Origin of the sequence: Mitsuaria sp. CC2 (assembly GCF_048957715.1) — a bacterium.
GTDB lineage: Bacteria > Pseudomonadota > Gammaproteobacteria > Burkholderiales > Burkholderiaceae_C > Roseateles.
Genome location: NZ_JARVXN010000043.1, coordinates 43,354 through 65,252 on the forward strand (window position 1 = coordinate 43,354; position 21,899 = coordinate 65,252).

Annotated in this window: 24 protein-coding genes; 17 read left to right on the forward strand and 7 right to left on the reverse strand. The window is 63.3% G+C overall.

Annotated elements, in window-relative coordinates; all coding sequences use genetic code 11:
- The first annotated feature begins 212 nt into the window (after positions 1-212).
- Both PV762_RS27240 and PV762_RS27245 read left to right on the forward strand, forming a co-directional pair.
- A complete protein-coding gene (locus tag PV762_RS27240; RefSeq protein WP_421038133.1) occupies positions 213-1,229 on the forward strand; it encodes a protein kinase domain-containing protein in 1,017 nt (338 codons plus the stop codon).
- Positions 1,226-2,851, forward strand: coding sequence for a hypothetical protein (locus tag PV762_RS27245; protein WP_421038134.1), 1,626 nt, complete (start codon positions 1,226-1,228; stop codon positions 2,849-2,851). The genes PV762_RS27240 and PV762_RS27245 overlap by 4 nt, the downstream gene beginning before the upstream one ends.
- 5 nt (positions 2,852-2,856) lie before the next feature.
- Here the strand turns inward: PV762_RS27245 and PV762_RS27250 are convergent, their stop codons facing one another.
- Together PV762_RS27250 and PV762_RS27255 are read right to left on the reverse strand one after the other, a co-directional pair.
- Positions 2,857-3,177 (reverse strand): hypothetical protein, encoded by a 321-nt coding sequence (locus tag PV762_RS27250; RefSeq protein ID WP_421038135.1) that lies wholly within the window; start codon positions 3,175-3,177, stop codon positions 2,857-2,859.
- Positions 3,174-3,446 carry a hypothetical protein gene (locus PV762_RS27255; RefSeq protein WP_421038136.1) on the reverse strand — a complete coding sequence of 91 codons (273 nt, stop codon included), beginning with the start codon at positions 3,444-3,446 and terminating at the stop codon, positions 3,174-3,176. The genes PV762_RS27250 and PV762_RS27255 overlap by 4 nt, the downstream gene beginning before the upstream one ends.
- A gap of 55 nt (positions 3,447-3,501) precedes the next feature.
- On the opposite strand from PV762_RS27255, the gene PV762_RS27260 reads away from it, so the two are divergent.
- A complete protein-coding gene (locus PV762_RS27260; protein WP_421038137.1) occupies positions 3,502-3,897 on the forward strand; it encodes a hypothetical protein in 396 nt (131 codons plus the stop codon).
- Positions 3,898-3,915: 18 nt separating this feature from the next.
- On the opposite strand, the gene PV762_RS27265 is transcribed toward PV762_RS27260, so the two are convergent.
- On the reverse strand, positions 3,916-4,164 hold the full coding sequence (locus PV762_RS27265) for a hypothetical protein (RefSeq protein WP_421038138.1): 249 nt from the start codon (positions 4,162-4,164) through the stop codon (positions 3,916-3,918).
- Positions 4,165-4,257: 93 nt separating this feature from the next.
- Positions 4,258-4,764, reverse strand: a complete 507-nt coding sequence (locus PV762_RS27270) for a hypothetical protein (protein WP_421038139.1) — start codon at positions 4,762-4,764, stop codon at positions 4,258-4,260.
- A 134-nt stretch (positions 4,765-4,898) separates the two neighbouring features.
- On the opposite strand from PV762_RS27270, the gene PV762_RS27275 reads away from it, so the two are divergent.
- Both PV762_RS27275 and PV762_RS27280 read left to right on the forward strand, forming a co-directional pair.
- Entirely contained in the window at positions 4,899-5,255 is a 357-nt protein-coding gene (locus PV762_RS27275) for a helix-turn-helix domain-containing protein (protein ID WP_421038140.1), read from the forward strand.
- Between the two features lie 46 nt (positions 5,256-5,301).
- Positions 5,302-5,598: a BPSL0761 family protein gene (locus tag PV762_RS27280; protein ID WP_421038141.1), complete on the forward strand. Its 297-nt coding sequence runs from the start codon at positions 5,302-5,304 to the stop codon at positions 5,596-5,598.
- A gap of 11 nt (positions 5,599-5,609) precedes the next feature.
- Here the strand turns inward: PV762_RS27280 and PV762_RS27285 are convergent, their stop codons facing one another.
- A complete protein-coding gene (locus PV762_RS27285; protein WP_421038142.1) occupies positions 5,610-5,843 on the reverse strand; it encodes a helix-turn-helix domain-containing protein in 234 nt (77 codons plus the stop codon).
- 367 nt (positions 5,844-6,210) lie between these two features.
- Between PV762_RS27285 and PV762_RS27290 the strand changes: the two genes are divergently transcribed.
- From PV762_RS27290 to PV762_RS27300, 3 genes are read left to right on the forward strand one after another with little or no spacing between them, the layout of a single operon-like run.
- Positions 6,211-6,417, forward strand: coding sequence for a hypothetical protein (locus tag PV762_RS27290; RefSeq protein ID WP_377154959.1), 207 nt, complete (start codon positions 6,211-6,213; stop codon positions 6,415-6,417).
- A 42-nt stretch (positions 6,418-6,459) separates the two neighbouring features.
- A complete protein-coding gene (locus tag PV762_RS27295) occupies positions 6,460-7,698 on the forward strand; it encodes a hypothetical protein (RefSeq protein ID WP_421038143.1) in 1,239 nt (412 codons plus the stop codon).
- Positions 7,695-8,666 carry a tyrosine-type recombinase/integrase gene (locus PV762_RS27300; RefSeq protein ID WP_421038144.1) on the forward strand — a complete coding sequence of 324 codons (972 nt, stop codon included), beginning with the start codon at positions 7,695-7,697 and terminating at the stop codon, positions 8,664-8,666. Before PV762_RS27295 ends, PV762_RS27300 begins: the two co-directional genes overlap by 4 nt.
- A 126-nt stretch (positions 8,667-8,792) precedes the next feature.
- Here the strand turns inward: PV762_RS27300 and PV762_RS27305 are convergent, their stop codons facing one another.
- Positions 8,793-10,454: an alpha-D-glucose phosphate-specific phosphoglucomutase gene (locus PV762_RS27305; protein ID WP_421038145.1), complete on the reverse strand. Its 1,662-nt coding sequence runs from the start codon at positions 10,452-10,454 to the stop codon at positions 8,793-8,795.
- 146 nt (positions 10,455-10,600) lie between these two features.
- On the opposite strand from PV762_RS27305, the gene PV762_RS27310 reads away from it, so the two are divergent.
- Positions 10,601-11,020 (forward strand): hypothetical protein, encoded by a 420-nt coding sequence (locus PV762_RS27310; protein WP_421038146.1) that lies wholly within the window; start codon positions 10,601-10,603, stop codon positions 11,018-11,020.
- On the opposite strand, the gene PV762_RS27315 is transcribed toward PV762_RS27310, so the two are convergent.
- On the reverse strand, positions 11,009-11,425 hold the full coding sequence (locus PV762_RS27315) for a zinc ribbon domain-containing protein (RefSeq protein ID WP_421038147.1): 417 nt from the start codon (positions 11,423-11,425) through the stop codon (positions 11,009-11,011). The two genes, PV762_RS27310 and PV762_RS27315, sit on opposite strands and share 12 nt — an antisense overlap.
- A 114-nt stretch (positions 11,426-11,539) precedes the next feature.
- On the opposite strand from PV762_RS27315, the gene PV762_RS27320 reads away from it, so the two are divergent.
- From PV762_RS27320 to PV762_RS27355, 8 genes are all read left to right on the forward strand, one after another.
- The gene (locus PV762_RS27320; protein ID WP_421038148.1) at positions 11,540-12,040 is read left to right on the forward strand and encodes an MgtC/SapB family protein; all 501 of its coding nucleotides are present in this window, start codon (positions 11,540-11,542) and stop codon (positions 12,038-12,040) included.
- 118 nt (positions 12,041-12,158) lie between these two features.
- Complete coding sequence (locus PV762_RS27325) at positions 12,159-12,500, forward strand: CzcE family metal-binding protein (protein ID WP_421038149.1); 342 nt, start codon at positions 12,159-12,161, stop codon at positions 12,498-12,500.
- Positions 12,501-12,594: 94 nt separating this feature from the next.
- Entirely contained in the window at positions 12,595-12,966 is a 372-nt protein-coding gene (czcI, locus tag PV762_RS27330) for a cation efflux protein, CzcI family (protein ID WP_421038150.1), read from the forward strand.
- A gap of 103 nt (positions 12,967-13,069) precedes the next feature.
- Positions 13,070-14,365, forward strand: coding sequence for a TolC family protein (locus PV762_RS27335; protein ID WP_421038151.1), 1,296 nt, complete (start codon positions 13,070-13,072; stop codon positions 14,363-14,365).
- Between the two features lie 26 nt (positions 14,366-14,391).
- On the forward strand, positions 14,392-15,999 hold the full coding sequence (locus PV762_RS27340; protein WP_421038152.1) for an efflux RND transporter periplasmic adaptor subunit: 1,608 nt from the start codon (positions 14,392-14,394) through the stop codon (positions 15,997-15,999).
- 14 nt (positions 16,000-16,013) lie between these two features.
- Positions 16,014-19,193, forward strand: a complete 3,180-nt coding sequence (locus PV762_RS27345) for a CusA/CzcA family heavy metal efflux RND transporter (protein ID WP_421038153.1) — start codon at positions 16,014-16,016, stop codon at positions 19,191-19,193.
- 98 nt (positions 19,194-19,291) lie between these two features.
- A complete protein-coding gene (locus PV762_RS27350) occupies positions 19,292-20,239 on the forward strand; it encodes a cation diffusion facilitator family transporter (protein ID WP_421038154.1) in 948 nt (315 codons plus the stop codon).
- Between the two features lie 298 nt (positions 20,240-20,537).
- A partial coding sequence (locus PV762_RS27355; RefSeq protein WP_421038155.1) for an HAD-IC family P-type ATPase occupies positions 20,538-21,899 on the forward strand: 1,362 nt, incomplete at its 3' end.

The following is a 21,899-nucleotide window of genomic DNA, read 5'->3' on the forward strand; positions in this document are numbered from 1 at the left end:
CTACGAACGAACGATTTCCGGCAAACAAGCAGACGCAACGCGCCATCCGTCGCCGCTCGCGTCGATCCAAGGAGGAGAAGATGACCGTTCCGTCCACCTCGGCCGCAGCTGCGACGGCCCCAGCGGCCGCAACTGCGACCCCGCCGGCGCCAGCGTCAACAAGCCCCGCAACCCTTCTCACGGGTCACACCCTGCCCAGCGGATGGACGCTTGTGCAGCAGCTCTCCAAGTCACCCGGCGGCTCAGGCTCCAACTTCTGTGTCGGCTACATCGCAGAACGAAACGGCCAGAAGGCCTTCGTGAAGGCGCTGGACTTCGTCGACGCACTGGCCGCGTCGGATCCCGTGGCAGAGCTGACCAAGCTGACGTCTCTCGCCACTTTTGAGCGGGAGGCCATGGAGTTGTGCGAAGCGAACAAGCTGTCGCGGCTGATCCGGCTGATCTCGCATGAGTATGTGAACCTCGACCCGACCAACAATCCGATGAACCGGGTGTACTGCCTGATCATGGAGATCGGTGCGGGTGATCTGCGCAAGCAGTTGTCCCACCTGGGCGTGTTCTCCTGCAGCGCCGTCTTCTCGATCCTGGCGGACGTGGCATTGGGCATGAGTCAGTTGCACAGGCACGGTGTGTCGCACCAGGACGTCAAACCGTCCAACGTCATCTCCATGACCGACATGGCGGTACCCAAGGACTCGGTGTTCAAGGTGGGCGATTTGGGTCGAGTCGTTCGCAAGGACCGCAGCGGCCCCTACGACGCGATGGCGTGGCCCGGCGACGGGCAATACGCCCCGCCGGAGCGCTGGTATGGCCATGTGCCGTCTCAATGGACCGACGCACGCGAGGCCTCCGACGCCTATATGCTGGGCAGTCTCGTGTTCTTCCTGTTCACCGCGACCCCGCTGCAGGCGATCGTTGCGAACCGGCTGCCGCCCCTGATGCACCCAGGCACGTGGGCGGGTGGTTACAACGAACCGCTGATCCTGGTCCTGCGTTCGCTGCAGCTGAACATCATCTCGGACGACCTGGTTCCAAAGGTGCCGGCCTCGCTGAAGGACTCGCTGGCCGCCATCGTCAAGGAGCTGATCGAGCCGGATCCCGCCAAACGGGGAGACAAGCGCGCACGCGCCCAAACCGGCAAACCGGTTGGACTTGAGCGCTTCGTCCCCAGATTCCGACAACTGGCCACCCAGGCCGGCATCCTTGAACGAGTCAAAGCAACGCCGTGAAGTCGTCTCTCCCCAAAAGGCGGTTGATCCCGCGCTGGCGCCCGACGTCGCTGACGCTGGACACCAGCGAGGTCGCGTCGACGCTCAATCTTCAGTCGAAGCCCCTGCGCTTTGACCATGAACGGTTCGAGCAGTCGGTCGCGGCGTGGCGCGCCAACCCGACAGCCGGGCACCTGGGCGACGTCATCTCGTTCGCTGCCGATACCGAGCTTCACCACAGAATCGCGACCCTCGTGCGGGAGGCCCAGGCAAAGGGCTTGGCGGTGTCGCCAGTCCATCGCGAACTCTTCCGTGGCGTATCCGAGGAGTTTGATCGACCGGACGATTTCACGACCGAAGGTCAACTCGATTTCCAAAGCCGAGTGGCGCAGTTGCGCCGGGAGCTGCTCATCGCGCCAGAAAACCTGCTGGCGCTGCTGGACTTGGCGCAGTTGCAACTCGCCGCGGGCAAGGTCGAGGCAGCGGAACGACTGCTGATCACCGCGATGGGGTTGGCGCCAAATGGCCGCATCGTATTGCGCACCGCAGCGCGCTTCTACGTGCATCGGGGCGAATTTGACCGGGCGCACCGCATCATCACGCGTCACCCCGGTACTCGCAAAGATCCTTGGCTGATGGCCAGCGAGATTGCGCTCGCAGACGCGGCTGGCTCGCCGTCCACGATGGCTACGCCAGCTGCGCGTTTGATCAAGGAGGCTCATCTGCACCCGCGGCACTTGGCCGAAATGGCCGGAGCTTTGGTGAACACCGAGTTGGCGGCTGGCCGCCTCAAAGAAGCACGGCAGCTGCTGCGCAAGGCGCTGCTCAATCCCACCGACAACATCGTGGCTCAGGCGGTGACCGACGCTTCGAAGATGGGCATCGACCTGGATGAGCCTACCGTCACCATGGCGGTGAAGCGGTCGTCGGAAGCGCAGCTCTTGCAGGCGTGGTCAGGCCATGACGCAGTGGCATCCGAGGCCCACGCGATGCGGTGGCATTCCGAGGAGCCTTTCTCCAGCCGTCCAATCCAGTTCCTGACGATGCTCTACTCGTTGCAGGCAGAGTACGGCAAAGCGGTCCAGTGGGTTCGCCGGGGCCTGATCGCGGATCCCAGCGATGAGGGCCTATTCGTAAATCTGGCGTTCGCCAAGGCCGCTTTGGGAGAAACCGACCAGGCGGAGGTTGCCGTGCGACGTGTCAAGGATGCGTCCCTGGCGCCATACCTGAAGGCAACCGAAGGACTCATTGCGCTCAAGCGCGGTGACTTCGCCAAGGCCGAGACTCTGTACCGCGAAGCCGAGCAATCTTTCGACAAGCTCGGGCGGCCGGACTTGGCAGCGCTGACGGTCGTCTACCACGCCAAGTTCTCGGTCGAATCCGAGGCGCCGGATCGCGCACGCATTCTTGCTGAAGCCCAGGCCAAGTTCGCCAAGGCGCCAACAGCCGAGGGCGCCCTGTTGATGTCCAGCCTGTTGCCTTCAGCCCTAGAGACGCCGCCCGTCGATGAGCCGAAGCGCCGGCTGAAGCAATGGGTCTTCGATTCGGCGACCAACACTCTGACCGAGCGTCCTGGCATCACGGCCAAGGGAGCGCCGGCGATCGTTGTGGCTGATCGCAAGGGGCCGCCTCCCCGAAGCTGAATGACTTATGCCGATCCCGTCGAAGGGGTGTCGGGCGCCGGGACGATGCGTGTGACCTTGGCGCCCTGGAACGCCCGCTGAACTTGCGCAGCGGCTCCGTTCAAGGCCTCTTGGGCCGTGCGCGCTGGCGTGATGAACTGAAGTTCTACCGAGCACGTCGCGCCGGCTCCGACCAGCGTGTCAAAGCATCCAGCGTCGTCCAGCCGCTGCATCAGCGACTCCATCACGGGGTCATGCTCGGCCAGTTCCACCTGCAGCGTGAACTCGAACTCAAGTTCAGCCACCGCCTTCGCAGCCAGGTCCGCCGCCAAATGCGCGTGGCTCACGGTGCCGCGGCCAGCTCCACCTCGCCGGCGGCCAGTTCATCGTGCGTTGGGGGTGCGACTGCCTCGCCGTCGCGCCGCAACTCAGCCCGGCTTCGTTCAAGCAGGCCGCGCTTGGCAGGGTCGGCATTGATGCGACGTCGAGCTTCCAGGATGGCGCCCCTGTGCTCGGGCCGTCGCTGGGCCCAGTCCGCAAGAAGCGCACCATGCCGTTGCGGGTAAACCACCCACCACTCGACGATCGTCGACGCGTCGTTCAGGTCCAGCAGCATGCGAGCCCTTTGAAGTTGGAGCCCTACTATACTGTATGCAAATACAGTATTCATCATGTTGGTTCGGGCACTTCGACTTCGGCGCCAAGGGATCCGGCTTCCTATAGAAGAGCTGCGGGCGGAAGTTCCGCTTGCGGGCCATCTTCTGATGCGGGAAAGCGCATATCAAGGCCGCGACGGACGCGGTAAGCAGGTCTGCCTGCTGATGCCTCCCTCAGGCAGTGCCGTCCCGATCGTCGAGCTGTTCTCGGCGCGGCTCCTGCGCATCGAATCACGTGGCCTCCTGATTGGAGGCCATGAAGAGTTCTGGAACAGGAAGCAGAAGACCTCGCATGTGCAAGTGCTGTGGGCCTGGCCCATGCCTCCGGAGATCAAGGAGGAAGCACCACCGTCCACGGTAAGCAGCCCGGAAGTGCGTCGTCTCCTTGAGGCATTGGACGCCATGGCTTGATACCTTGCAGTCTTGCGATCAAGCTGCGCCCGGCCCGCTGCCCAGTGCTGGGTTCTCGACGATGCTGCGATCGTTGAGCCAGAACTGGATCGCCCAGTTGATCGTGATGGACATGCGCCGCTCGCCATCGATAACCCAGTGGATGGACTCCCCGTTGAACATCAGGTGTCCCTGACCAGGTTCGATCAGTTCGTCGTACTGGTCTCGAGCGGTCATAAAGTTCAGCATGATCCCTTTACGGATCTCGAAATATCGCTCCGCGTTCATCTCGGAGAAGTGGACGGTGACGTTGGTGAACTGGCGCCCGTTCTAGCGCTGGGCATCAACCGCACTTTCCGCGGCCCACATGAGAGCGGACGCCTATTTCGCATGGGATGAACGACGCCTGGTCCGTCCCGATCCAGCCGATCTTGGCCGTAGCGCTCGGGATCCGCCGTTCAACCGCAGCAGCAGCTCTCCGCTGGGGCCGGCCTTCGGCGGCTCGATCAGGATGCCGGCCTCTAGCTTCTTGCCGGACACATCCAAGAGGGTGACGAACTTGCCGGCCTCGCTGCTGTCGAGCCAGACTTCGTTGATCTGCCGCGACGACCATTGGCCCGTCGGCGATGCCCAGGCCGGAATCATGGCGACGAGTCCTCGTATGCGGGAGGCTTCGATGGACTTGATCGCGTCGGCCAAATCGGTCTCCCAGGCGATGCACAGGGTGTGGCTGATCGCCCAATCTAGGTTGCCGGTATCGACCTGTTCTACGGTCAACAAGTACCAGGGGGCGTGCAGCGGCATCTCGACGACCCGCCAGTGCTTGCCACCCGGGACGTTGAGGCCTGCGGGCATCTGAAACTCGTACTGCGGAAGCGAAAGAAACATCAGTCTGATGCCGCAAACAACTAGGGTTGGTCGGCGCGATTGTTGACATGCGGACAATTGTTCGCGGCCCCCGTCCATATCCAAATTTTTGATACGGCGCGGGCTCGGATACGGTGCGAGGCTGAGAGCGATCCATGGCCAAAACTCTGCACAGCCGACACAACGAGATATTTCTGGAAAAGCTGCGCAAGCTTCGGGAGTCCCGCGGCTTGCGCCAGGCTGACCTCGCGCTTCTGATCGGCCGAAGCCAAGGCGCGGTGAGCTACGTCGAGAGCGGTCAAACTCGCTTGGACATCATCGGCCTGCGAGATTGGTTGGAAGCACTGGACTATGGCTTCATGCGCTTCCTCAAGGAACTCGACGCAGACTTGCGCCGACTGGATGCGCTGAGGATGCGTCCCAAGACGGGGAAGTCGCGCAAGCGTGCGGCGCGGACGGCTCGAACACAGCTCAGCCAACTGCTTCTTGCTGGGCCCGCGAGCGACGAATGAATCGCCCCAGCCATCGACCCGCACGACGATCGGACAAGGCCTGGGGATGACTACTCCGGACGAGAGGCGCCGCAACCTTCTGTGGGGGCGTGAGATGCTGAAGGAGTTCAGCGTGGACCCCAGCTTGACGGCGGACTGGCGCGCAGCTGCCGGCGAGCTGCTGGCCAGTTATCCGTCGCTGGACTTCCTGCGGCACTTTGACGCCACCGAGCCAAGCGAGCTCGATCCCTACGCCGGCGTACTCTTTCAGGTGCGAATGCTCTTCAGCCGTGTCCTGGCCAGTCCCAGCAGCTCCGAGCAACGCGCATACAGCCTTCGGGTCGTGCTCCGACACTTTCCATAACCGGTCTGCGGCTACAGGAGGCTGGGAAACTGATGACGCTGAATTCGCTCGTCAAGACGTTTGACAAACGCTTCGAGCGTGGTTCCGCAGGCATGCGTCCATAGGGCCAGCTCGAACACGTCGACGCGCCGACGCCCGGACTCGCAACGGCTGACGATGTCCTGGCCGATCTGCATGCGCTCCGCCAACTCCATCTGGCTGAGGCCGGCCTCAGCCCTGAGGGCGTTCAGCTCCTCAAGGAACAACTGGTACTTCTCACTGTGGAGCGGGCTTCTCATCCTGTTGCGGCGGCGACTGCAACAGCACAGGATCAGAGGGAAGAGAAATTATGGGAAAACGCCATAATTCAAACGGCGTTGTCCTGTGATCCGACACCAAACTTCGCCATCGACTCGCATGGTGGACCGCTTCGCGCTCTCGCGTCGGCGAGCTCCAGGTAACGTGCGACTTGGCGACTTAAAGCCGATCTCGGCCCCGAATCGGATAATCCATGCGGGACCTATCGCAAGCCCATGAGTTGGTGGGCTAAGCGCTCTACGCGCGGGTAGTCCGTTCAGCAAGTGCCCCGCACGGGGCACCCTTGAAATTCCTGAGGCTGACGAGACCACAAAGATGGATGAGGACTTCTGGGCCGAAGTGGATGTCGAGGCTGTCGAACCGGACCAGTTCCGGGCCGTGTTGGTATTGGGATTGAGAACGCGCTTGGGCGATGACAACGATGTGATCCGCATCCCTCTTACGGGCGAGCACCCCACTGCGGACGAGGCGCGCGCTGCCGCCCGCGCCGCCATCGCAGCAATGGGGCAAGGCGGTCAGTAGGTCAACACGGCAACGCATCACTCACGAAGGCACCAAAGCACGATGACGCTCCTACACCAAGGATGCATTTACTGTGGCCAGGATGGACCGTTCAACGCCGAGCATGCGATCCCGGCTGGCTTGGGCGCGGGTGACGAGTTCGTGCTCGAAGATTTGGTGTGCAAGGCGTGCAACGACTTCTTCTCGCGAGACCTGGAGGTCCGAGTGCTGCGTCGCGGCGATATCGGTCTTGGACGCCTGGCGCTGCAGCCGCACGGGCGGTCTAGGGGAAGCAAGACGCGCGCGCCGACCTTTGAGATGTCCTCCGCCAAGCTGTTGACCGAGGATGGGCGCGCGCTGGAAATCGCGCTTGGGACGGGTCTGGCGCCAGAGATCCTGCCGCAGCTCACCCTTCGCGGCCGTGAGTTGGAGGGCAACGGAAGCGATCGCGCCAAGGTGGGCGTGTTCTTGCAGCGTCTGGACCGGGTGTTGGGCGAGCGCATCGAGCTCGTGCTCAAGCGCCTGGATTCTGAAAAGTCGCTCACCTTTGAGGATCTGCGCTGGAACGGCGGCGCCTATGAGCACGTCGGCGCGCGGACTGAAGGCAAGCCAGGCAAGGACGCGATCTGGATGGAATCACCGCAGCCCGACACAGGCAGCCTTCCGAGGGCTCTTGAGCGACAGAACGGCTCCATCGTTTTTCAAGTCAAGGAGCGCGATGTGAGTGCGGCGGCGACGTTGGCGACGCTCCTCCGTCGCAACTTGCCCACGCTCCAGCAGTCCCTGTCGTCCGTGGCGCGAGAGACTGACATCCAGCAGCCGCAGATCAGGGTCACGGGCCACTCGCCACTGGAGGAAGACGTGGCCCGGTTGATCGCCAAGATCGGCTTCAATCTCCTCGCCCTGGAACAAGGCGCGGAATTCTGCCGACACCCGCGGTTCGACGTCGTTCGCTCGGCCGTTCGCACGGGCAGCCCTGAACTTCTCATGTCGGAGTGGAGGGAGACCGAAGGCCTGTTGCCAATGCTGCGGCGAATCTTCGCTCAGCGGCACTGGATGATGCTGGCGCCCATGCCCAACCCAGGGACGCAGGGACATGGGCTTGCCTTCGGCTGTAGCTTTTATGGTGGGGCTTCCCGGATCGTTCTACTCACTGAAGACCTGCCGGCGCAGAACTTAGACTTTCACGTCTTCTACGCGGTCGACTACCAGACGCACAGCGTCGCCCGATACGACCTTCGCCAAGTCGTGCAGATGATGCAGCAGCCAATGCAAGGCGATAACACGGTTGCTTCTTCATGAACGCCAACGTCCAGCACTACATCGATGCCGCCGATCGTGAGAACACGACACGCAGCTACGCGTCGGCGCTTCGGCACTTCGAAGTGGAGTGGAAGGGGCTGCTCCCAGCGACGATCGATACCGTCGCCAGGTACCTGGCGGAACACGCCACCGTCTACAAGATCAGCACCTTGAGGCTGCATCTGGCTGCGTTGGCGCGGTGGCACGCTGACAACGGCTTTGCGGATCCGACCAGATCGCCGCTCGTGCTCAAAGTGCTCCGAGGAATCCGGGCTAAACACGCTGCTCCGCAGCGTCAAGCACGGCCTCTTCAACTCGACGTCTTGGAGAAGGCATGCGAATGGCTGTTGCAAGCGCAAGTCGCAGCGGTCGAGAGTGGTCGCCGTGCTGAAGCGCTGCGCCGCGCGCGCGATCGATCCCTGCTGCTGCTCGGGTTCTGGCGAGCGTTCCGGTCGGACGAGCTTGCGCGGATGCGCATCGAGGAAGTCCAAGCCCTGCGCGGTCAAGGGCTAACGTGCAGGCCAGGACGAACGAAGACTTCAGACGAGGAAGACGATCGAGCATTCCGTTGTCCGGCGCTGTCGCGGCTATGTCCCGTCGACGCCTACCTGGACTGGCTCGAACTCAGCGGCAGAACCACCGGGCCTGTCTTCCCAGGTATCGACAGGTGGGGAAACATTGCTCATGAGCAGATGACCAGCCAGGCGGTGCTCCCGCTGTTGCGACGGATCCTCAAGGATGCGCAGGTTCAAGAAGCCGACACCTATTCCAGCCATTCGCTGCGCCGCGGCTTCGCAGGCTGGGCGAGCGCCAACGGGTGGGACTTGAAGGAACTCATGGAGCATGTGGGGTGGCGCGACGTAGGTTCAGCCATGCGCTATATCGATGTTCCGCAAGACTCGGTGAAGGCCAAGATTGAACGCGCTCTGGCCACCAGCGACGGTAGACCGACCAAAGCCTCGCGCTGAGGCAAGGTGCCACTTAAGGGTCCAGCACTGGCGCCCAGCGCCCGTGCAATCCTCTCGGATGTGACCAGTCGCGAGACCTGCTCACGAACAGGGCGCGGCAATCGGGGGCGCGCGATGGCCCCGCCGTTAGCGGTTTGCATCAGCCATGCTGCGATCAGCGATCGACCCTGCGTCGCAAAGCAGCTTTTGAAGGTGCTCGTTGCTTTCGAAGCTCTCTCCGTAGATTTTGTATACGTCCTCGGTGCCAGAGGGGCGCATTGCGACCCAGCCGCGGCGCGAAGTCAGCTTGACGCCGCCGATTGGCTGATCATTGCCCTGCGCTCGCGTTTGCACTTGCGTGATCTCATCGCCGACGAGCATCAGCCGCTGAAAGTCCTCGGCTTTCGCGTTGGACAGCCGAGCTCGCTGATGGCGAGTAGCGGGAGCGTCGATGCGATCTGACCAGGTCGACCCTAGCGTGGCACTCAACGTGCGGTAGTACAGCCCAGGATCCGCCCCGGCACGCGCGGTGATCTCCGCGGCGAGCAGACCCGCCACGATTCCGTCCTTCTCCGTTGTCCACACCGAACCGTCGCGCCTTAGGAACGACGCTCCGGCGCTCTCTTCACATGCCATCGCCAGTTCGCGGTCATAGAGACCCTGGGCGAACCATTTGAAACCCACCGGCGTCTCCAGGATGCGGCGATCCCTGGCCTGCGCGACTCGGTCGATCATGGACGTGGTCACCACGGTCTTTCCCACCGCCGCCGCCATGGGCCATTGGGGTCGGTGCATCAGCAGATAATCCGTCGCGACGCTGAGAAAATGGTTGGGCGGCAGCAGACCGCTGCTCGGACATACGACGCCATGCCGGTCATGATCGGTGTCGCAGGCAAACGCGACGTCGAACAAGGAACACTGACGCGTGAGCGCCTGCATGGCGAATGCGGAAGACGGATCCATGCGGATCTGGCCGTCCCAGTCCAGCGGCATGAACGAAAACGTAGGGTCGATGTTGGCGTTGACCACGGTCAACGGGAGGCGATAACGGTCGGCGATCGCTTCCCAATACATGACGCCGGCGCCACCCATCGGGTCGACCCCGATGCGAAGCCCCGAATCTCGAATCGCTTGCAGATCGATGACGTGGCTCAGCGCCACCACGTAGCGCTGCAGAAAGTCGTAGGGACGCGCGGCGCCAGAGGCCAAGGGCCTGGTGACTTCAATGCGTCTTACGCGCTTGCAGTGCTCCGCAAGATGCTGGTTGGCCAACTCCTCGATCACCGAGGCGGCGTGGCTGTCGGCCGGCCCTCCGTGGGGAAGGTTGTACTTGAACCCGCCGTCCCGCGGTGGGTTGTGGGAGGGCGTCACGATGATGCCGTCGGCCAGCGGACCGGGTGCGTGCATCCGGTTGAAGTCGAGGATGGCGAGGGAAACAGCGGGCGTTGGCGTGAACTGGCCTGACGGCGCCACACGGACATCTACGCCGTTGGCCGCGAGGACCTCCAGGGCACTCGTACGCGCCGGCAGGGACAACGCATGCGTGTCGATGCCAAGGAAGAGTGGGCCTGTCGTCCCCGCCCTCTTTCGATAGTCACAGATGGCCTGCGTGATCGCCCAGATGTGCCGCTCATTGAAAGAGCCATCCAAGGACGAGCCGCGGTGCCCGGAGGTGCCGAACCGCACGCGTTGCTGTGGCTCTTCGGAGTTGGGGATCAGTGAGAAATAGGCGCCCCGAAGGGCGCTCACATCGATGAGGTCCTCCTCGCGCGCTGGCTCGCCGGCCCGAGGGGAAATGCGTGTCGTCATCAGAGTTCCTTGGTCCGATCGTGAGGAGCTGGGACCTCGAACGATCGGAAGTTGTCAGTCTTGTAATCCAGCGGTCAGTGTTTGGCGGGGCTGCCAGTTCCACAGTTCGACCCTTCTCGGCAATCGACGGGCACAGGGTGGTGGAAATGGGGCGAGCCAAGCAGATCGATCGGCACCGGCCTCACTGGGGCATCGTCCTGGTGACGCTGGCGCTCTTCCTGTGGGGATGTACGACGCCAGGGGTTCCGACTCACCTCGAAAGCCAGGGTTGGCGTCTTGCGACGCTTTGGGCGGTGCGCCCCGCGGCAGAGTTCAAGGTGCCGGCTGCGTCGCTGGATTGCCGCCGACCCGAAGACACGACCGCGCCCTATGCCCTGGCCAGCTACCGGAGCAACCATCGGGGCTGGATCCTGCTGCTGCCGGCGGAAACGACCCGACCGACATCAGACCCTCGGTTCGTTTTCGTCAAGCCAGGGTCCTGCGAAGCACCGATCGAAGATCTCGCTCAAGGCGAGTCAACGCCATTGCAGGTCGAGCGCACGGACGAGCGGGGTTCAACCAGATGAAGCGGGAGTTGAAGCGGGAATGGGTGTGCCGCAATTTGGGCAGAACTTGCCTTCCGTGCCGAGCGGTTCGGCGCACTTGCCACAAGCCATCGGGCGCAGCGAAAAACCGCACTGGGTACAGAAGCGGCCTGCAGCGTTATTGCTCACGCCGCAGCGCATGCAGGCGATGGTTTGTTCGTTGGAGCGCGCCGCTGGCAGCTGCGACGGTTCAGACCATCCCGGATTCCGACTCCCATGAGAGTCGTACCTCGGGTCGCCGAGACTGCGATGCCCGCCGTGGTGATCACTTCGTCCGTGGCCACCGCTGTGGTGACCGCTGAACAGGCGGCGAAGAATGGACATGGTCGCTCCGATACATCGTGGTTGGCGGGCTGGGGGCCAGGTGGCTGCCCAGTGCGTCGCCATGATGAGTTGCCGCTGCGGGCAAGCCGCTGACGGCGCGATTACGGTGTTGTCAGGAATGCTTAGCGCTCGCCGCGTTGCCGATCGTTCTCACTATCAAACGGCCAGGAGCCACACATGACGGGTCAAGTGAATTGGGTCGAGATCGCCTCCCACGTGATGGACTTGGCGATCGCCTATGCGCTCGCCTTGCCAATCGGCTGGGACCGGGAGCGCAAGGAGCGCAGCGCCGGCATACGCACCTTCCCTCTCGTGGCCATCGCCAGTTGTGGCTTCGTCCTGGTGGCCATCCGCGTGCTGGGCATCGAGTCGATCGGTCAGGCTCGCATCCTGGAGGGTCTCATCACCGGCGTCGGCTTCATCGGAGGTGGAGCGATCCTGAAGCACTCTGCAGGCGCTTCGGGAACTGCGACTGCGGCAAGCCTTTGGGCGACCGGCGCGGTCGGGGGCGCGGTGGGATACGGTCTGTACGACATCGCCGTGATCCTCAGCCTGGTGACCTACGCAACGCTGCGCTGGATGGCACCGCTGAAGGAGGTTGCCCGCACGGAAGATGAAGGCCAGCCCGCTGGTGCTCAAGGTGCGCCTGTGGCGGACAGAGCCACCCTCAGAAGCTGACAGTTTTGTAATCAAGACGCACGGTTTGCTGGAAGGTGCCGACTCCTAAAGTTCACTCCGCGATGAACGTCATGTCGCCTCCGTCGGAGGTCACGTTCACGAATAAGGAGTACAGAAAGTGAAGGTTTCCGTGTCGATCCTCTCCGCCATTGCCGCTGTGATGCTGACCGCTGGCGCCCAAGCTGCAACCCAGTCGGAACTCATGATGAACGGCCGATCGCCTCACGGCGTGCCCGTCGCCGCCGTGAAGGCCGCCAAGGTGGTCAACGTCAAGCACGGCGGTTTTGTCAACGTCGACTGCGGCGAGATCGTCGAGTTCCGCGACGGTGCCAAGACCTTCACGTGGAAGTTCGACTCGGCGCAACATCGCGCCGTGAACCTGCCCGTTATCGCACCGGAAGGCTTCGCTAACGCGAACTTCACGGTCTACGTCAGCCGCAACGAGTCCGAAGGCAGCTGAGTCCCATCGGGCTGTGCCCGATTGCCCACTCGTGTCCCCTAAAGGCTAGACCGACGGTTCCGCTGAACCGTCGGCTTCTACTAGACTGCGCCCCATGCGTCGCTGGCTCTCCATCTTCTTGCTGGTCCTGATGCCCTTCCAGTTCACCTGGGGTGCAGCGGCGGCCTATTGCGAGCACGAGAGTTCGAGCGAAGCTAGCCACTTCGGCCATCACGTGCATTCGCACGCCGACGCCGGTCAGCTGGCCCAAGGCAAGAAGCCTCTGTCTGGCGACAAGACCAAGCAGGGGAAAGTCGGCTTGGACAACGACTGCGGAACGTGCCATCTCAGTGCTGCCAAGCCGGTCTCAGGCAGCAGCATGGCGCTCGCAGATCTCAGCGCGCACGTCATGCGCGGACTGAGCGAGCAAGTCTTCTCGACCCGCGCTCCGGACCATCCGGAACGCCCCAATTGGCGCATCGCCTGATTCGGCGATCGCGGCGGGTTCTTTCCTGTTCCTCCTCTAGCGGCTTGAGCCGCGCTGCCTTCGTCGAATCCTTCGAGTTGTTTCCACAACCCTGGAGTTTTTGATGCGCAGATTGCTTGTGCCGCTTGCTTGTGCGGCACTCTTCCAAGTTCAAGCCCTCGCCCAAGCTGGCGAAACCCGTCCCGCAACCCCTGAAGCCGCGGCCTCTGCCGCTGGCTCCTCGGCCGGTATTGTCTATCCTCAATCTGGACTAACGCTCGATGCGGCCGTGCAAACGGCGTTGCGTCAGAACCCGCTTCTGCGCTCGTTCGGATACGAGCTCGAGTCCAACGACGGCGCGATTCGTCAGGCGGGCCTGATCCCGAATCCCACGCTCGGCCTGAGCACTGAGGACACCCGCAAGGCCACGCGTACGACGCAGGTCACGCTCAGCCAGACCATCGAGCTGGGAGGCAAGCGATCCGCTCGCGTCGAGCTGGCTCAGCGCACCCGCGATGTCGCAGCGCTGGAGTTGGAGACGCAGCGTGCTGAAACTCGCGCCGGCGCCATCCAGGCCTTCTTCGACGTGCTGATCGCGCAGGAACGCGTGAAAGTCGCCGAAGAGTCTCTGCGCATCGCCACCAACGGCGCGGACGCCGTGGGTCGTCGCGTGACCGCGGGCAAGGTGTCGCCTACCGAAGAGACCCGGGCTCGTGTTGCGCAATCCACCGCGCGGATCGAGCAACGCCTGGCGCAGGCGGACCTGACCGCAGCCCTGAAAGCGCTGAGCGCGGTGATGGGGGTGCCACAGGGGTCGATCTCGCTGGTCGACGGAAGCCCTGACGCGCTGCCGGCACTGCCTGGTGCTGAGACCCTTGGGGACCGCATCCAGGGCTCTCCGATCCTGCGTCGTGCGCAAATGGAGGTTCAGCGCGCGGAAGCCGCCTTCAATCTGGAACGTGCTCGCGGCATCCCCGATGTGACGGTCGGCCTTGGCGCGCAACGCGCGCCCGACATCGGCCGCACGCAGCCGTTGATCAGCGTCTCGATCCCAATTCCGCTGTTTGACCGCAATCAGGGCGCTCAGTTCCAGGCGCTGCGCAAGCGCGACGCGGCGCAGGCGATGGCTCAAGCGGAGGAGCAGCGTCTGCGTTCCGAGGTGCTGCAGGCTGTCGACCAGCTCGACGCGCGCACCGACGAGATCGAGGCACTGCGTCGCGATGTGCTCCCCGGGGCCCAGACCGCCTACGAGGCCGCGCGCCGCGGCTTCGAACTGGGCAAGTTCGGCTTCCTGGATGTGCTGGATGCGCAGCGCACCTTCTTGCAGGCGCGCGGGCAGTACTTCACCGCGCTCTCTCAAGCCCACCGCCTCTCCGCGGAGATCGATCGCCGGCTCGGTAGCGCCGACGCTCGTCCCTGAACAACGATCCATCAACGAGTTTCCAAATGACCTCCAAGAACGAACTCAAGGAACGCCTGCGCAGCGGCGCCGGCAAGAAGCAGGCGATCGCCATTGCCGTGGTGCTGGCGCTTGGCGCCGCGGCTGCCGTCGGGCTGATGACCACGGGCGGGAAGTCCGGCGGCGAAGAGTCGCACGCACACGAAGAAGCCAAGGGCCATGGCGACGGCGAACATCACGGGGAAGCCAAAGCCGGAGGCGAAAAGGGCCACGACGACGCCAAGGGGCATGGGGACGGCGAACACCACGAAGAAGCCAAGAAGGGCAGCCGTGGCGGTGAGCTCATCTCCAAGGGCAACGTGACAGTCGAGGCGCTGCTGTCCGAAGATCAAGGTACTCCGCGCCTCAAGATCTGGGTGTCTCAGGCAGGCAAGGAAGTCGCGCCGGGTCAGCTGCAGGTGACTGCGCAGATCAAGCGTCCGGGCGGCGAGGAGCAGAAGCTGACGTTCGCGGCTCAGAAGAACGCGCTTGTCAGCGCCCAACCTGTTGAAGAGCCGCATGTCTTTGAGGGTGTCATTCAGGTCGTGGTGGGCGGTCAGACCCAGTCGTTCCCGTTCTCGCCCAGCGAAGGCGTGATCGCGTTGACCGCTGAGCAGCAGAAGTCTTCAGGCATCGTGGTCGAGGCCACCAAGGCAGCTTCGCTGGCAGCCAGCTATCAGTTGCCGGGCGAGGTCAAGTTCAACGAGGACACCACCGCGCACGTGGTGCCGCGCGTGGCTGGTGTTGTCGAATCCGTGCCGGTGGCGCTGGGCCAGATGGTTCGCAAGGGCCAGGTGCTGGCCGTGGTGAACAGCACGTCGATCTCCGACCAGCGCGCCGACTTGCAAAGTGCGCAGAAGCGCCTGCAATTGGCAAAGATCACGTACGAGCGTGAGAAGAGCCTGTACGAGGCGAAGATCTCGCCGCAGCAGGATGTTCAGATCGCCGAGCAAGCCATGCGCGAGGCGGAGATTGCGGTGTCGAATGCCCGGCAGAAGCTCCAGGCCGTCGGCGCCACGCTGGATAGCGGTGCCCTCAATCGGTATGAGCTGCGTGCGCCGTTCGACGGCACGATCGTCGAGAAGCACATCGCGTTGGGCGAGCAGGTGCGCGAGGACGCCAATGTCTTCACCGTTGCTGATCTGCGCACCGTGTGGGCCCAGATCAATGTCCCTGCCAAGGACCTGCCGCTGGTGCGCGTCGGCGACAACGTCGTCGTGCGCGCGGCGGCGTTCGAGCAGTCCGCGATCGGCAAGGTCGCCTACGTCGGCTCCCTCATCGGCGAATCGACCCGCACGGCCCAGGCTCGCGTCACCCTGGAGAACCCAAAAACCGCGTGGCGGCCGGGCCTGTTCGTCAACGTCGAGATGAAGAGCGAGACCTTCGACGCGGCGGTGACCGTGACCTCTGAAGCCGTTCAGACGATGGAAGAGAAGCCCGTCGTGTTCGTCAAGACCGGTTCGGGCTTTGTCGCCCAGCCCGTCAAGGTGGGCCGCACGGACGGGAAGCGGGTCGAGATCGTCGAGGGTCTGAAGGCCGGTGTGCCCTACATCGCTGTGGGCAGCTTCGTCGCCAAGGCCGAGGCCGGCAAGTCCACGGCTTCCCACGCCCATTAAAGAGATGACGCAACATGTTTGAACGCATCATCCGTTTCGCCATCGAGCATCGATGGCTTGTCATGCTTGCCGTCTTCGGGATGGCCGCACTCGGGGTGTTCAGCTATCAGAAGCTGCCCATCGACGCAGTGCCGGACATTACCAACGTGCAGGTGCAAATCAACACCGGTGCGCCAGGCTACTCGCCGCTGGAAACCGAACAGCGCGTCACCTATCCGATCGAGACCGTGATGGCGGGCCTGCCTGGACTGCAGCAGACCCGTTCGCTGTCGCGCTACGGGCTGTCCCAAGTGACGGTCATCTTCAACGACGGCACGGACATCTACTTCGCCCGCCAGCTCGTCAACGAACGCATCCAATCCGCGCGGTCTCAGTTGCCCGAGGGCGTGACGCCCAACATCGGGCCGATCTCGACGGGGTTAGGTGAGATTTTCCTTTGGACTGTCGAGAGCGAGCCGGGCGCAAAGAAGCCCAACGGTGAGCTCTATACGCCGGCAGACCTGCGCGAGATTCAGGACTGGGTCATCAAGCCGCAGCTGAAGAACGTGACGGGCGTGACTGAGATCAACTCCATCGGCGGCTTCGCCAAGGAATACCACGTCGCCCCCGATCCGTCCAAGCTGTCCTCGTACGGCCTCACGCTCAGCGACGTGGTGACTGCCCTCGATCGCAACAACGCGAACGTCGGCGCGGGCTACATCGAGCGCCGCGGTGAACAGTACCTGATCCGAGCGCCGGGCCAGGTGCGCTCGATGACCGACATCGGCAACATCGTCCTGCTCAACGCGGGCGGCGTCCCCGTGCGCGTGCGCGATGTCGCCACGGTCGAAATCGGCCGTGAGTTGCGGACCGGCGCTGCGACCGACAACGGCCGCGAGGTCGTGCTCGGTACCGTCTTCATGCTGATCGGTGAGAACAGCCGGACGGTCTCGCAAGCGGTTGCCAAGAAAATGGCCGAGATCAACGCGAACATGCCCAAGGGCGTCCACGCGGTCACGGTCTACGACCGAACCAAGCTGGTCGACAAGGCGATCGCCACCGTCAAGAAGAACTTGATCGAAGGCGCTGTGCTCGTCATCGCCATCCTGTTCTTGTTCCTGGGCAACATCCGTGCGGCCATCCTGACGGCCATGGTAATTCCGCTGTCGATGCTGTTCACCTTCACCGGCATGGTGAATCAGAAGGTCAGCGCCAACCTGATGAGTCTGGGGGCACTGGACTTCGGCATCATCATCGACGGTGCTGTGGTGATCGTCGAGAACTGCGTGCGGCGCCTGGCACATGCGCAGGAGCACAAGGGACGGCTGCTGACGCGCTCGGAGCGCTTCCATGAAGTGTTCCTCGCCTCGCAGGAAGCTCGTCGTCCGCTGCTGTTCGGGCAGCTGATCATCATGATCGTCTACCTGCCGATCTTTGCTCTGGCCGGCGTCGAAGGGAAGATGTTCCATCCGATGGCCTTCACGGTCGTGATCGCCCTGGTCGGTGCCATGATCCTGTCGATCACGTTCGTTCCGGCAGCGGTTGCGCTGTTCATCGGCAAGAAGGTTGCTGAGAAGGAAAACTGGTTGATGAGCTGGGCGCGTCGCGCGTATGAGCCGCTGCTCAACTACGTGATGGGTGCCAAGGCGGTAGTGTTGACGTTTGCAGCAGTGATGATTGTGCTGACGGGTCTGATCGCCGCGCGGATGGGCAGCGAATTCATCCCCAGCCTGAACGAGGGTGACTTCGCGATCCAAGCGCTGCGAATTCCGGGCACGAGCCTCACGCAGTCGCTGGCGATGCAGCAGCAGCTGGAGTCGACGCTGAAGGCCAAGTTCCCTGAGATCGACCGTGTCTTCGCTCGAACCGGTACTGCCGAGATCGCGTCGGACCCGATGCCACCGAACATCTCGGACGGCTACGTGATGCTCAAGCCGCAGGACGAGTGGCCTGATCCGAAGCGCACGCGTGACGACCTGCTGGCGGCCGTGCAGGCCGAGGCGGCCAAGCTGCCGGGTCAGAACTACGAGTTCTCGCAACCGATTCAGCTGCGTTTCAACGAACTGATCTCGGGAGTGCGTTCCGACGTCGCGGTGAAGATCTTCGGCGACGACATGGACGTCCTGAACGCCACGGCTCAGAAGATCCAGGGCTTGCTGCAAGGCATCCAGGGTTCGTCCGAGGTGAACGTGGAGCAGACCACTGGCCTTCCGATGCTGAGCGTGACTGTCGACCGGGAGCGCACCGCGCGCTACGGGATCAACGTTCAAGACGTGCAGGACACACTCGCAACGGCCGTCGGCGGACGTGACGCGGGGATCATGTTCGAAGGCGATCGCCGCTTCGGCATCCTCGTCCGACTGCCCGAAGTGCTGCGCGCCGACGTGGAGGCCATCAAGCGACTGCCTATCCCGATGCCAGTCGGGGCTGATGGCGCACGCCGCTTTATTCCTCTCAGTGAAGTCGCTGACTTCACGACTGCACCGGGTCCCAACCAGGTCAGTCGTGAGAACGGCAAGCGTCGAATCGTGGTGAGCTCGAACGTGCGTGGTCGCGACCTGGGCAGCTTCGTCGCCGAGGCCCAGCAGTTGATTGGCGCGCAGGTTCAGGTCCCGACCGGCTACTGGATGGTCTGGGGCGGCCAGTTCGAGAACCTGCAGTCGGCGACTCAACGTCTCCAGATCGTGGTCCCGGTGTCATTGCTGCTGGTGTTCGTGCTGCTCTTTGCCATGTTCGGAAACATGAAGGATGGCTTCATCGTCTTCACCGGGATCCCGTTCGCCTTGACGGGCGGCATCGTGGCCTTGTGGTTGCGAGACATCCCGCTTTCGATCTCAGCGGCAGTCGGGTTCATCGCGCTTTCTGGGGTGGCGGTGCTCAACGGGCTCGTGATGATCTCGTTCATCCGCAACCTGCGCGAGTCGGGCAAGGGACTGGACGAGGCGATCCACGAAGGCGCGCTGACGCGTCTGCGTCCGGTGCTGATGACGGCGCTCGTGGCATCGCTTGGCTTCGTTCCGATGGCGCTTGCCACCGGCACCGGCGCCGAGGTCCAACGTCCGCTCGCCACCGTGGTGATCGGGGGCATCTTGTCTTCGACGGCGTTGACGCTGCTGGTTCTCCCCATCCTCTACCGCCTGGCTCACCGGCGTGACGAGGAAGAAGAGCAACTTGAGAGCCGCTCCGCGGCTGTCGAGCAGGGAAGCGCCCATTGAGCGCCGGCGGCCCCGCGCAAGGCTGAAGAGCCGAGTGCGGGGCCGCTGGGTATCGCTGTTGCCGAGGATGGGATTCAAAACGAACAAGGAGATGACCCATGTCCAAGGACCACGACCACTCTGCCGCGGCAGGAGGCAATGAGCGCTCGCTCTGGATCGCCTTCACGCTGACCTTCGGCTTTCTGATCGCCGAGGTCATCGGTGGTATCGCGACGAAAAGCTTGGCGCTCATCTCGGACGCCGCCCATATGTTCACTGACGCGGCTGCCCTCGCAATCGCGCTGGCAGCCATACGCATCGCCAGACGGCCGGCAGACAAGAAGAGGAGCTTCGGCTATCACCGCTTCGAGATCCTCGCCGCGGCGTTCAACGCCTTGCTGCTCTTCGGGGTGGCGATCTACATCCTGTATGAAGCTTGGCAGCGGCTGAACTCGCCTGCTGAGGTTCAGTCGGTAGGCATGTTGGTGATCGCCTCGCTCGGCCTGATCGTCAACATCGTGAGCATGCGCATGCTCATGGGCGGCAAGGACTCGAGTCTCAACGTCAAGGGCGCCTACCTGGAGGTCTGGAGCGACCTCCTGGGATCGGTCGGCGTCATCGTCGCGGCCATCGTCATTCGTTTCACCGACTGGGCCTGGGTCGACAGTCTTGTCGCCGTGGGCATCGGTCTTTGGGTTTTGCCTCGGACCTGGGTGCTCCTGCGTGAGAGCGTGAACATCCTCCTTGAGGGCGTGCCTGACGGGGTGGACGTGACGGCGATCGAGTCCGCGATGACCGCAACTTCCGGCGTCACGGGAATCCATGATCTGCACATCTGGGGGCTGTCCAGCGGTAAGACGAGTCTGAGCGCGCATGTTGTGCACGAGGGCTCGGTCTCCGTGGGTCCGCTGTTGACCCAACTGCGTCAGATGCTCAAGGAGCAGTTCCAGATTGCTCACGTCACCTTGCAGATGGAGACCGAGGCCTGCAGCGACGCACTCGATCAGAACCACTGGGTCGAGCCGCGCACCGGGCTTGCGGAGAAGGCCTTGAAGGCTTCCAGGTAAATCAAGGAATGCGGATGCTTGGCTTGGGTCATCGGTATGAGGCCCGGGCGTGAGCGTTCGCGAGCGAAAGTCTCAGATGAGCTCGGGCTCTCACGAAACCCTCCATGTGATGTTCAAGTACCTGGCCATCGTCGGCTGGGGAGTCGCGCTCGTGTACCTGACCTACACCTCGATCCGAGACTACATGTCGCTGAAGGATCGTCGTGCAGCGAGAAGAGCCAAGCGGCTTGCGAAGAGGTCCAGGAAGAAGCGACGGTAGGTCGCTGACGCCCCCATGCACTTAAAGCCGGAGAACCAGATGGCTGAACCAAAAAACTCTGAACAGGCCAAGTCCCAGTTGCTGGAGTCCGACACGCCTAGCGCGTCGACTCCTCCGTCGCCGGATCACAAGCATGTGAAGGGCGAGAAGCATGACCACGGGAACGAGGCCGCCAAAGACCATGGCGATCACGATCATGGCCATGAGGGCGGCATCTTCGGCAGCAACACGGAGTTGATCTTCTCGTTGCTGTGCGGCGCGCTGTTGCTGGCGGGGTGGCTGCTCGGCAAGTATCAACTGCTCTCGTCCACGCTGGAGACGAGCCTGTACGTTGTGGCCTACGTCTTCGGCGGCTTCTTCACGCTGCGCGAGGCGGTGGAGAACATCCGGAAGCGGCGCTTCGAGATCGACACGCTGATGCTCGTTGCCGCAGCCGGCGCGGCCGCACTCGGCGAATGGGCTGAGGGCGCCTTGCTGCTGTTCCTCTTCAGTCTCGGACATTCGCTTGAGCACTACGCGATGGGCCGCGCAAGACGGGCGATCGAGGCGTTGTCCAAGCTGGCGCCCGAGACCGCGCTTCGCAAGCGTGACGGCACGACGCAAGAGGTGCCAATCGCCGAACTGGAGCCAGGTGACATCGTGGTGATCAAACCGAACGAGCGGATGCCGGCCGACGGCTTTGTGATCACGGGCAAGTCCAGCGTGAACCAGGCGCCTGTCACCGGGGAGAGTATTCCCGTGGAGAAGCAGCCCGTGGAAGATGCGCAGCAGGCGCTTGCCGCGTTTGATCGCGTCGAGGCAACGGGCCGTGTGTTTGCCGGCACGATCAACGGCTCCGGGTCACTGGAGGTGATGGTCGCCAAGCGCTCCACCGAGTCCACCATGGCACGCGTTGTGAAGATGGTGACCGAGGCGCAGCAGCAGCAGTCCCCCACCCAGTCGTTCACGGCAAAGTTCGAACGCATCTTCGTGCCGACCGTGCTGGGCTTTGTCGGCGCGCTCTTGTTCGCGGGTTTCATCATCGACGAGCCGTTCAGTGCGACGTTCTACCGGGCGATGGCGGTGTTGGTGGCTGCTAGCCCATGCGCGCTTGCCATCTCGGTCCCGAGCGCCGTATTGAGCGGTGTTGCACGGGCGGCGCGAGGCGGCGTTCTCATCAAGGGCGGCGCGCCGCTGGAGAACTTGGGCGTCTTGACCGCGATCGCGTTCGACAAGACAGGCACGCTCACGGAAGGCAAACCCAAGCTCGTGGATGTCCAGGCTGCGCCTGGCGTTGATCAGGATGAACTGCTGGCCGTGGGGGGCGCCCGCGCGCGCCCCCCCCCCGCCGGGTGGCGGACTTCCTGGGCATCTTCAATCGTCTGGAGGCGCGGACGCTGGACGGCGCCTGGCGCCGCGACA

Bases quoted from the DNA above. Each gene is read 5' to 3' on its own strand.
- PV762_RS27255 (WP_421038136.1), bottom strand. From the start codon at position 3,446: ATGCTGCTGGACCTGAACGACGCGTCGACGATCGTCGAGTGGTGGGTG.
- PV762_RS27260 (WP_421038137.1), top strand. From the start codon at position 3,502: ATGTTGGTTCGGGCACTTCGACTTCGGCGCCAAGGGATCCGGCTTCCT.
- PV762_RS27265 (WP_421038138.1), bottom strand. From the start codon at position 4,164: ATGAACGCGGAGCGATATTTCGAGATCCGTAAAGGGATCATGCTGAAC.
- PV762_RS27270 (WP_421038139.1), bottom strand. From the start codon at position 4,764: ATGTTTCTTTCGCTTCCGCAGTACGAGTTTCAGATGCCCGCAGGCCTC.
- PV762_RS27275 (WP_421038140.1), top strand. From the start codon at position 4,899: ATGGCCAAAACTCTGCACAGCCGACACAACGAGATATTTCTGGAAAAG.
- PV762_RS27280 (WP_421038141.1), top strand. From the start codon at position 5,302: ATGACTACTCCGGACGAGAGGCGCCGCAACCTTCTGTGGGGGCGTGAG.
- PV762_RS27290 (WP_377154959.1), top strand. From the start codon at position 6,211: ATGGATGAGGACTTCTGGGCCGAAGTGGATGTCGAGGCTGTCGAACCG.
- PV762_RS27295 (WP_421038143.1), top strand. From the start codon at position 6,460: ATGACGCTCCTACACCAAGGATGCATTTACTGTGGCCAGGATGGACCG.
- PV762_RS27300 (WP_421038144.1), top strand. From the start codon at position 7,695: ATGAACGCCAACGTCCAGCACTACATCGATGCCGCCGATCGTGAGAAC.
- PV762_RS27305 (WP_421038145.1), bottom strand. From the start codon at position 10,454: ATGACGACACGCATTTCCCCTCGGGCCGGCGAGCCAGCGCGCGAGGAG.
- PV762_RS27310 (WP_421038146.1), top strand. From the start codon at position 10,601: ATGGGGCGAGCCAAGCAGATCGATCGGCACCGGCCTCACTGGGGCATC.
- PV762_RS27315 (WP_421038147.1), bottom strand. From the start codon at position 11,425: ATGGCGACGCACTGGGCAGCCACCTGGCCCCCAGCCCGCCAACCACGA.
- PV762_RS27320 (WP_421038148.1), top strand. From the start codon at position 11,540: ATGACGGGTCAAGTGAATTGGGTCGAGATCGCCTCCCACGTGATGGAC.
- czcI (WP_421038150.1), top strand. From the start codon at position 12,595: ATGCGTCGCTGGCTCTCCATCTTCTTGCTGGTCCTGATGCCCTTCCAG.
- PV762_RS27335 (WP_421038151.1), top strand. From the start codon at position 13,070: ATGCGCAGATTGCTTGTGCCGCTTGCTTGTGCGGCACTCTTCCAAGTT.
- PV762_RS27340 (WP_421038152.1), top strand. From the start codon at position 14,392: ATGACCTCCAAGAACGAACTCAAGGAACGCCTGCGCAGCGGCGCCGGC.
- PV762_RS27345 (WP_421038153.1), top strand. From the start codon at position 16,014: ATGTTTGAACGCATCATCCGTTTCGCCATCGAGCATCGATGGCTTGTC.
- PV762_RS27350 (WP_421038154.1), top strand. From the start codon at position 19,292: ATGTCCAAGGACCACGACCACTCTGCCGCGGCAGGAGGCAATGAGCGC.